The organism is Streptomyces sp. NPDC087300, from assembly GCF_044744425.1.
Taxonomy (GTDB): domain Bacteria; phylum Actinomycetota; class Actinomycetes; order Streptomycetales; family Streptomycetaceae; genus Streptomyces.
Genome location: NZ_JBIUYI010000014.1, coordinates 130,338 through 139,908 on the forward strand (window position 1 = coordinate 130,338; position 9,571 = coordinate 139,908).

Consider the following 9,571-nt stretch of genomic DNA (forward strand, 5'->3'; position numbering starts at 1 on the left):
GCATTCCTCAAAAGGCTGTTCTGTGCCGCCGGGGCTGGATCTGTGGGGCGCGCGGGCGCCGGGGCCGGACCTGTGGGGCGCTCAGGCGCCGCGGCCGGACCTGTGGATCGCTCAGGTCCCGGCGAGCTTGCCGGTGAGCAGCTCGCCCAGGGCCGCGGGCGAGGGGTGGTTCCACATCTCCTCGGCGTCGATCTCGACGCCGAAGTGGTCCTCGATGTCGACGGCGAGCGACATGGCGCCCACCGAGTCGAGGCCGTAGTCGGCGAACGGACGCTGCGGGTCGATGTCCTCGACGGCACGCCGCGCGTACCCGGCGAACCGCTCGGTCAGCCAGGCCGTAATGGATTCAACAGAATGCTCAGCAGAAATCGGACGCATGGTGACCCCCCTGTGTCGACAACCCGATACATCCTGCGATAGAACCTGTCGATATAGTTCCCCGACAGTCTTCAGGATGCACAATAATTGGATTCGAGCGAGACGGTAGCAGCCGCTCGAAGAGACCGTCAAGATTATTCGCGAGCGGGACATACTCGCAGGTCAGAGCCTTAATATGGCTTCAATAACGAGGGTATAAACCAAGCTCGTAAAGTAGCCTCCAGGGGCATTAGCGGGATCCTTGAAAAGGCGCATGGATTACCGCCCTCCATGCCAGGAATTCGCACTGGGTAAGCCATCCGCTTGGAGCTGGTATGTCACCGACCACCATTGCCTACTCGGAGCTGTACACCGCGCGCGAGGACGCGGCGATCAGCTATTTCACCGACCGCTTCGGCTTCCAGCCGATCGCCACCGCGGGTCCTGAGACCGGCACGGCGGACCGCCGTTCGTGGGCGCTGCGCAACGGCGCCGTCACCCTCGTCGTCACCGCACCGGTCGGCGACACGGGCGAGGTCTCCCGCTACCTCGACGCGCACGGCGACTCCTTCGCCGACCTCGCGTTCGTCTGCGAGGACCTCGACCAGGACTACGCGCGGGCCACCCGCGCGGGCGCCGCCGCGCTGCGCGAGCCCGCCGCGGCCGCTGACCCGGCGCGCGAGGACCGCTTCGCGGTCGTCTCGGGCTTCGGCGACCTGCGCCACACCCTCGTCCAGGAGGCCGCGTCGCCCGCGGGCACGCTGCCGCCCGACCGCCGCTGGAACGTCCTGGACGTGCCCGGCGACGCACCGTCGGCCGCCACCGTCCTCGGCGGCGTCGACCACATCGCCGCCTGCCTGCCCGTCGACACCCTCAAGCGGACCGTCGACTTCTACAACCAGGCCTTCGACCTGCACTACTTCTCCGAGGAGTACATCCTCGTCGGCGACCAGGCCATGGACTCCAAGGTGGTGCGCAACGAGTCGGGCGGCATCACCTTCACGCTCATCGAGCCCGACCCGACCCGCAACCCGGGCCAGATCGACCAGTTCCTCGCCGCGCACGCCGGGGCCGGCGTACAGCACCTGGCCTTCCTCGTCGAGGACATCATCGGCTCGGTGCGCGAACTGGGCGGGCGCGGCGTGGAGTTCCTCAACACCCCCGCCACGTACTACGACGTGATCCGCGAGCGCGTCGGGGACCTGGAGGAGCACATCGCCGACCTGCGCGAGACCAACGTGCTCGTCGACCGCGACGAGTGGGGCCACCTGCTGCAGATCTTCACCCGCTCGCCCTACGAGCGCCGCACGGTCTTCTACGAGCTCATCCAGCGCAACGGCGCCCAGGGCTTCGGCAGTTCCAACATCAAGGCGCTGTACGAGGCGGTCGAGCGCACCCGGGAGACGGCGAACCGGTGACCGGCCCCGCAGCCACGGCGCACGGCGCACCACCGCTGAGCCTGGACGACTACGCCGCGCTCGCCCGGCGCGAACTCCCCAAGGACGTCTGGGACTTCATCGCGGGCGGCGCGGGCAGGGAGCGGACCCTCGCGGCCAACGAGGCGGTGTTCGACACGGTGTCCCTGCGCCCCAAGGCCCTCCCCGGCTTCACCGAGCCCGACACCCACGTCGAGGTCCTCGGCAGCCGGTGGGCCGCGCCGCTCGGCGTGGCCCCCGTCGCGTACCACGAACTGGCGCACGGCGACGGCGAGATCGGCACGGCGGGCGCGGCGGGCGCGCTCGGGCTGCCGCTGGTGGTCTCCACCTTCGCGAGCCAGGCCCTGGAACGGGTCGCGCGCGCCGCGAGCGCTCCCCTGTGGCTGCAGCTGTACTGCTTCCGGGACGAGGAGGTGACGCGCTCGCTCGCGCGGCGCGCCGCCGCAACCGGCTACGAGGCCCTCGTCGTCACGGTCGACACCCCCTTCATGGGGCGGCGCCTGCGCGATCTGCGCAACGGCTTCCAGGTGCCGCCCCACATCGTGCCCGCCAACCTGGTCGACGACCTGGCCGACGGCGCACAGGCGGGCGGCGCGGCGTCACCCGCCGCGCACAGCCGCACCGCCTTCCACCCGGCCCTCGACTGGTCGGTGGTCGCCCGGCTCCACGAGTGGAGCGGGCTGCCCGTCATCGCCAAGGGCGTGCTGAGCGGCGCCGACGCGCGGGCCGCGATGGACGCCGGGGTGTCCGGCATCGTCGTCTCCAACCACGGCGGACGCCAACTCGACGGCGCACCGGCCACGTTGGAGGTGCTGCCCGAGGTGGTGGCCGCCGTCGAAGGGCGCTGCCCCGTCCTGCTGGACGGCGGCGTCAGGCGCGGCTCGGACATCGTCGTGGCGCTCGCGCTCGGCGCCACCGCCGTCCTCGTCGGCCGCCCCGTGCTGCACGGCCTCGCGGTGGACGGCGCGGCGGGCGCACACGCCGTACTCTCACTCCTGATGCGGGAACTCGCCGACACCATGGCGCTCACCGGACGCGCCACGGTCGACGCCGTCGACGTCTCGGTCCTCGCGCCGCGCGCGATGCACCTGCGGCATCTGGACCTTCCGTACCTCCCGAAGGAGCAGCGCTGATGGCCCCTACCGCCGCCGGGGACCCGGCCCCCGGCACGTCCGCCGTGGTGCTGGACGCGGGGGCGCTGCACGCCAGCGTCACCAGCCCGGTCCTGACGACCATGACGTTCCTGAACGAGATCACGTACCGCTACCCGGACGCGGTGTCGTTCGCGCCGGGCCGCCCCTACGAGGGGTTCTTCGCCGCGGACGAGATCCCGCGCCTGGTCCAGGCGTACATCGACCATTTGCGGGCCGCCGGGAACAGCGAGGACGAGGTCCGTACCGCGCTGTTCCAGTACGGCCACACCGCCGGCCAGATCCGCGAGCTCGTCGCCCGGATGCTGCGGGTGGACGAGGACATCGACGTGCCCCCGGAGTCGGTCGTGGTGACCGTCGGCTGCCAGGAGGCCGTCCTGCTCGTCCTCCGTGCGCTGTGCCGCGACCCCGACGACGTGATCCTGGTCGACAACCCCTGCTACGTGGGCGTCACCGGCGCGGCCCGGCTCCTGGAGATCCCCGTGGTGGCGGTGCCCGGCACCGGCACGGGCGTGGACCTCGCCGCACTGGAGCGCACCGTCACGGAACTGACCGCGCGGGGCAAGCGGGTGCGCGCCCTGTACGTGGTGCCCGACTGCTCCAACCCGACCGGCGTCAGCATGGAGCGCGCCGACCGCGAGGCACTCCTGGAGACGGCACGCCGCCTGGACCTGCTGCTCCTGGAGGACAATCCGTACGGGCTCTTCAGCAGCCGGCGTCTGCCGACCCTGAAGTCCCTCGACGACCGTCAACAGGTCGTCTACCTCGGCTCGTTCGCCAAGAGCGCCTTCCCCGGCGCCCGCGTCGGCTACGTGGTGGCGGACCAGCGGGTCACCGGCCTGACGACCGAGGCGGGACCGGCCGCCGACGGACTGCTCGCGGCGGAACTCGCCAAGATCAAGAGCATGATCACGGTCAATACGCCGAGCGTCTCGCAGGCGGTGATCGGCGCGATGCTCCTCGCGGGCGACGGCGGCCTGCGCGCGGCGAACGCCGTGGCGGCCGAGCACTACCAGGAGATGATGGGCCGGATCAGGGACGGCCTGGAGCGCGAGTTCCCGAGCGCGGAGCGGCCCCGCTCCCAGGTCTCCTGGAACCATCCGGACGGCGGCTTCTTCCTCAGTCTCGACGTCCCCTTCGAGGCGGACGACGCGGCGCTCGACGTCTCGGCCCGCGAGTTCGGGGTCCTGTGGACGCCGATGCGCTACTTCCACCTGGGCCACGACGGCGACCGCCAGATCCGCCTCTCCTGCAGCTATCTGACAGGCAATCAGGTCGACGAGGGCATCAAACGCCTGGCAGCGATGATCCGCCACCTCTCCAGCTGAGCCAGCCCCCTAAGGGGCGCGGGGAACTGCGCAAGGGGCGCGGGGAACTCCGCAAAGGGGCGCGGGGCCGTCCCGCCTGCGGCTCCGCCGCCTGGGGCGCGCCCAGCCACGACGCAGCCGCACCCGATCCCGCCCCCGCCCCGAGGGCCCGCTCAACGCCCCCCGGACCGGCTCACGAGCCCCGCCTCGTACGCGAGGATCGCCGCCTGCACCCGATTCCGCACGTCGAGCCGGTTCAGGATCGCGCTGACGTAACTCTTCACCGTGCCCTCGACGAGGTTCATCCGCCGCCCGATCTCCGCGTTGGACATGCCGGAACCGAGCAGCGTGAGCACCTCCCGCTCCCGCTCGGTGAGCAGCGCGACCCGGCTGCGCGCCGGGCCCGCGGGAGTGAGCCCCGTCTCCTGGAGCTTGGTGATGACGCGGCGCGCGACCCGCGGCGAGAGGTAGGCCGCGCCCTCGGCCACCGCGTGCACGGCGGCGATGAGTTCGCGCGGGTCGGACGCCTTGAGCAGGAACCCGTTGGCGCCCTCGCTGAGCGCCCGGGTGATGTACTCGTCCTCGCCGAAGGTGGTCAGCATCAGCACGGCGGTGCCGGGCACCGCGGACTTGATCTGCGTGGCGGCGGCGAGCCCGTCGAGCTCCGGCATGCGGATGTCGAGGAGCGCGACGTCCGGCCGGTGCAGCCGGCACTGCTCGACGGCCTCCTTGCCGTTCCTGGCCTCCGCGATCACCTCGATGTCCGGGTCGGCGGACAGGATCGAACTGACTCCGGCCCGGATCATCGCCTCGTCGTCGGCGAGCATTACGCGAATCATGGTCTCCGCTTTCCTCGGTACGCCTGTGGTGCGGCTGTGGTGCACGCCGGTGGTGCGGCTGCGGTTCGGCTGTGGTGCGGCGGCTCTCACCGCTGCGGCACCGCCTGCAGCCTGTCCTTGGCCACCAGCACTCCGTCATCGAAGCAGAGCCGGAACAGGTCGCGGGTGGCGTCGAGCACGTTGCGGCTCGTGCCGTAGTAGCGGCAGGTCGAGCCGGGCGGCGCGGGAAGCTGTTCCGCCCGGCCGTCGGACGGTTTGTCGAGCGAGGACTCGGGCAGCTGGTCGCCGAGCTCCGCCAGGGTCTCGCCGGTCTCGATCCGCTCGAAGGTCTCGGCCGAGATCGCGGTGGTCATGACCGTATAGGTGCGTACGCCGATCAGCGCGAGGCCGGTTCCGACGGCGAGCACGACGGGCACCATCGCCATCCGCTTCAGCTGTCTGCGCAGCCCGTGCCTCGCCCTGAGCAGTTGGTGCGCCGATTCCGAATCCGGCGTTCCGGAGGGCGATTTCACGTCATCGGGGAGCGCGTCGTCGGGGAGCGGGGCGTGCCGGGGCAGCCGCGCGGTCGCCGAGAAGACGCCGCCCGAGGAGTCGATGCGCAGCTTGCCGCCCGCGAGCCTGACCCGCTCCTGGAGGCCGAGCAGTCCGCGCCCGCCGCTCGGCAGGCCGCTGTGCGCGCCGTCCGCGGGCAGTTCGTTGGAGACGGTCACGTCGAGCTCGGCGGGGTCGCCCTCAAGATGCACCCGCACCGGCATCCCCGGCGCGTGCTTCATGGCGTTGGTCAGCATCTCCTGGACGACGCGGTAGGCCGCCCGTTCGGTCATCGGCGGCAGCCCGTCGAGCGTGCCGTCGCTGCGCAGCGTGACCGGCACCCCGGAGGCCTTGGCGCGCGCCACCAGCTCCGTGACGGACTCCGACGCCGGTTCAAGGCGGGCCGGCTCGTCGTCGGTGGCGTCGCGCAGCAACCCGATGACGTCGTGCAGCAGTTCGGTGGCGGTGATGGCGGTGGAGCGCAGCTGGGCGACGGCCGTGCGGTGGCGCTCCGTGAGGTCGGTGGCCATCTCCAGGGCGCCCGCCTGGAGGGCGAGCAGGCTCAGCTCGTGGCCGAGCGAGTCGTGCATGTCCTGGGCGATGCGGGCGCGTTCGCGGAGCCTGACCTGTTCGGCGATGATCCGCTGTTCGCGCTCCAGGTGGTCGGCGCGCTCCCAGCCCGCGCGGAAAACCTGGGCCCGCATCCGGCTGTAGTGCCCGGCCCACCAGGGCAGGATGGCGAGCAGTTCGATCAGCGTCACGAACGGCCAGGACCAGACGTTGCCGAAGGCCGCGGCGAGGGCGAGGCCGAGGAGCGCGACCACGGCGAATCCGATGGTCGCGGGGCGCGCCTCGGGCATGCGGTGTCCGGCGAGCCAGCCGAGTACGACCATCGCCACCGCGGGCGACATCCCGAGCGGAATCGTATCGATCGCAACGTAAAGCGGTGCGAAAGCGGTGACGGCCATCAGGGAAACAAAGGGTGCGCGCCTGCTTGTCGCGACACCCGCGGCGATGAGCGCCACGGACACCGCCGACTCGACCGCGCCCTGCCGCGAGAAGGCCATCGTGACCGCGGGCGCCACCATCAGCAGGACGAAAAGGAGCGCGTCGGCGGCGGCTGTTCGCGAATGCAGATATTCGCTCACCCGCCGCCGGCTCTTCGCCCAGACGGTCCTCGGGTCACTTGCCGTTTCCACCACCCGCGTCACGTTACAAGGTCAACAGGGCTCTTGGCACTGCCGGTAGGCCCCGCACGACCTTCGCTTTCCGGTACACGACGAAGGTCAGGGGGCAGACCTTCCTAAGGGTTATTGCGAAATGCCGAACGATGCGACCCCGGTGACGCACCTCATCCGTACACGCCCGGGGCGGAGACTTTGATCACTTAGCATGCATATGCGGCCTACAAACGGCCCCAAACCGGGCGCAGTTGAGCATAGTTCCGGCCAATTGGCGCGAAAGGGGCGGCTGGACACTCGACTAAAGTAAGGCCGATTATTGACGATGGGCGACTGCGACGGGCGACCATAGTCCGTATGATTTCGAACTACGGGGGCGGAGGGATCGAGACCCTCCCTAGGCGGAACTCTTCCGTGCCGTGATGACGACCGAGCACCAGAGGAAGGTTCTGCGATCGACGGAGACTCGGACCTTATGTCCTGTCAAATCTGTCCTGACGCAAAGGGGTAACTGCGCCTTGTCGCGGTGCCCCACTCGCTCGTAATCCGGCGCGGGCTCCATACGCCCCCGCGCGGCCATGCACCAGTCTCCCTTCGAGCCGCCATAAATACCGCAAGGTAATACCTGGGGGTAACTTCATGGAGTCGATTTTCTCGCCCTGCCCACCCCGACCCACGTCGGAGAGCTCTGAGCGCGCGGCAGTCGATTACGTACCAAGTCAGCGAAGACAGCCGGCCAAGCAGGGCCTCGAGTTTCGAATACTCGGCCCGCTGGAGGTCCGCGCACGGTCGGAGAGCATCGCGGTGGGCGGGCCGCGGCAGCGGGCCGTGCTCGCGGCCCTGCTGCTCTCGCCCGACCAGGTGGTCTCCGTCGACTCCCTGATCGAACAGGTGTGGAGCGGCAGCCCGCCGAGCACCGGACGCACCCAGGTGGCCATCTGCGTGGCCGCGCTGCGCAAGGTGTTCCGCGCCGCGGGCTGCGAGCAGACGGTGATCGCCACCGTCACCCCCGGCTACGTGTTCCGCTCCGACTCCCACACCCTCGACACCGTCACCTTCGCGCGCCTGGTGCGCGCGGGCGAGGAGCAGGCCCGCCGCGGCCGGCTCGCGGAGGCGGCCGACCTGATGCGGGACGCGCTCGGACTCTGGCGCGGCCCCGCGCTGAGCGACGTCACGTCGAACTTCGCCGAAGTGGAGGTGATGCGCCTGGACGAGGAGCGCATGCACGCCATCGAACGACAGATGGCGCTGCGCCTTGAGTTGGGTGAACACGACGCGCTCCTGGGGGAATTGACCGCGCTCGTGCAGGCCAGGCCCCTGCGCGACCGGATGCGTGCCTATTTGATGCTGGCCCAGTACCGGTCGGGACGCCGCGCCGAGGCGCTGGAGACCTTCCGCCAGGGCAGCCAGATCTCCGTCGAGGAGCTCGGCATCGGCCTCAGCGCCGAACTGCAGGAGCTGCACCAGCTGATCCTCCAGGACGAGGCACTCGACCTGGCCGCGCCCGCTCCCGCGGCCGCCACCACCCCGCAGGACGACAGCTGGTCGACCCCCGCCCAACTCCCGCCCGGCGTGCACGGCTTCGTCGGCCGCGCCACCGAACTGGCCGCGCTCGACCAGGCGCTGCTCGGCCGCACCGAGCACGCGCCGCTGCCCGTCGGCTGCATCACCGGCAGCCCCGGCATCGGCAAGACGGGCCTCGCGCTGAGCTGGGCGCACCGGGCCGCCGCCCGCTTCCCGGACGGCCAGCTCTTCATCGACCTCCAGGAGAACGGCCTTCCGCTGCATCCGCGCGAGGTCCTGCACCGCTTCCTGCGGGCGCTCGGCACACCCGCCGACCGCATCCCCGTCGGCGTCGAGGAGTGCGCGGCGCTCTACCGCAGCAAGCTCGACGGCCGCCGCGTCCTCATCACGTTGGACAACGCTGTCTCCTTCGCCCAAGTGCGGCTTCTGCTGCCCGGCAGCGGCCTGTGCGGCGTCCTGGTCACCGGCAGGGACGGTCTCAACGACCTGCTGGAGAGCTCCGACACGCTGCGCGTACGACTCGGCGCCCTGTCGTCCGACGAGTCCGTGTCGATGCTGCGCTCCATCACCCGCAACAGCCTCAAGACCACGGACCCGGAGACCCTGCGCACGCTCGCCGCGCTCTGCGACCACATCCCGCTCGCGCTGCGCGCGGCCGGCATCCGGCTGCAGAGCAGGCAGCACTGGTCGGCCGACGACCTGGTGGCCCGGCTGCGCGACCCCGAGCAGCGGCTCGCCGAGCTCAGCCACGGGGAGAACTCGCTGCGCAGCAGGTTCGACCGCTGCTTCCAGAACCTGAGCACCCGGGTGGCCGCCGCCTACCACCGGCTCGGTTCGATCGACACCCCGGAGTTCGACCTCACCACCGGCGCCAAGACGCTCTCCACGACGTCGGCCGAGGCGGAGGACCTGATCGAACGGCTGGTGGACGCCCACCTCCTGGAGGTCGTGGGGCGTGACGCGTGGGGCGGCTTCCGCTACCGCTGGAAGGAACTCCTGCGCTTCCACGCGCGCGCGGCCGGCTGACACCGGCACCTCGGCGTACGCCGCTCCCGGCCGTCGTACGCCGCACGACGCACAGGCCGGGGCCCGTCCACGGAGCCCCGGCCCGAACCGCTCAGCACGTCTTCACGGCGCTCGATCCGTACGTCTAGGGTCTTTCGTTTGGATCAGGCCGGATCAGGGAGCGGGGTCTGGTGCGTGCGATCGCAAGGCGGAGGAGGGCGGCAACGCGGAGCGTTGGCA

Annotated in this window: 7 protein-coding genes; 4 read left to right on the plus strand and 3 right to left on the minus strand. The window is 70.7% G+C overall.

Going from position 1 to position 9,571, the window contains the following annotated elements; translation table 11 throughout:
• Positions 1-111 precede the first annotated feature (111 nt).
• Positions 112-378, minus strand: a complete 267-nt coding sequence (locus ACIO9J_RS39750) for an acyl carrier protein (protein WP_402010134.1) — start codon at positions 376-378, stop codon at positions 112-114.
• 314 nt (positions 379-692) lie between these two features.
• Between ACIO9J_RS39750 and hppD the strand changes: the two genes are divergently transcribed.
• The 3 genes from hppD to ACIO9J_RS39765 are packed head-to-tail and all read left to right on the plus strand — an operon-like array spanning position 693 to position 4,272.
• Positions 693-1,775, plus strand: a complete 1,083-nt coding sequence (gene hppD / locus ACIO9J_RS39755) for a 4-hydroxyphenylpyruvate dioxygenase (RefSeq protein ID WP_402010136.1) — start codon at positions 693-695, stop codon at positions 1,773-1,775.
• Positions 1,772-2,926: an alpha-hydroxy acid oxidase gene (locus tag ACIO9J_RS39760; RefSeq protein WP_402010138.1), complete on the plus strand. Its 1,155-nt coding sequence runs from the start codon at positions 1,772-1,774 to the stop codon at positions 2,924-2,926. The genes hppD and ACIO9J_RS39760 overlap by 4 nt, the downstream gene beginning before the upstream one ends.
• Complete coding sequence (locus ACIO9J_RS39765) at positions 2,926-4,272, plus strand: PLP-dependent aminotransferase family protein (protein ID WP_402010140.1); 1,347 nt, start codon at positions 2,926-2,928, stop codon at positions 4,270-4,272. Before ACIO9J_RS39760 ends, ACIO9J_RS39765 begins: the two co-directional genes overlap by 1 nt.
• Positions 4,273-4,424: 152 nt before the next feature.
• On the opposite strand, the gene ACIO9J_RS39770 is transcribed toward ACIO9J_RS39765, so the two are convergent.
• Positions 4,425-5,090, minus strand: a complete 666-nt coding sequence (locus tag ACIO9J_RS39770) for a response regulator (RefSeq protein ID WP_402010142.1) — start codon at positions 5,088-5,090, stop codon at positions 4,425-4,427.
• Between the two features lie 86 nt (positions 5,091-5,176).
• Positions 5,177-6,769, minus strand: a complete 1,593-nt coding sequence (locus ACIO9J_RS39775) for a sensor histidine kinase (RefSeq protein ID WP_402010144.1) — start codon at positions 6,767-6,769, stop codon at positions 5,177-5,179.
• Positions 6,770-7,606: 837 nt separating this feature from the next.
• Between ACIO9J_RS39775 and ACIO9J_RS39780 the strand changes: the two genes are divergently transcribed.
• Positions 7,607-9,352 carry a BTAD domain-containing putative transcriptional regulator gene (locus ACIO9J_RS39780; RefSeq protein WP_402010146.1) on the plus strand — a complete coding sequence of 582 codons (1,746 nt, stop codon included), beginning with the start codon at positions 7,607-7,609 and terminating at the stop codon, positions 9,350-9,352.
• Positions 9,353-9,571: the final 219 nt, after the last annotated feature.

What these genes read in the sequence shown, in the direction of transcription:
- hppD (WP_402010136.1), top strand. Translation starts at nt 693, where the DNA reads ATGTCACCGACCACCATTGCCTACTCGGAGCTGTACACCGCGCGCGAG.
- ACIO9J_RS39765 (WP_402010140.1), top strand. Translation starts at nt 2,926, where the DNA reads ATGGCCCCTACCGCCGCCGGGGACCCGGCCCCCGGCACGTCCGCCGTG.
- ACIO9J_RS39770 (WP_402010142.1), bottom strand. Translation starts at nt 5,090, where the DNA reads ATGATTCGCGTAATGCTCGCCGACGACGAGGCGATGATCCGGGCCGGA.
- ACIO9J_RS39750 (WP_402010134.1), bottom strand. Translation starts at nt 378, where the DNA reads ATGCGTCCGATTTCTGCTGAGCATTCTGTTGAATCCATTACGGCCTGG.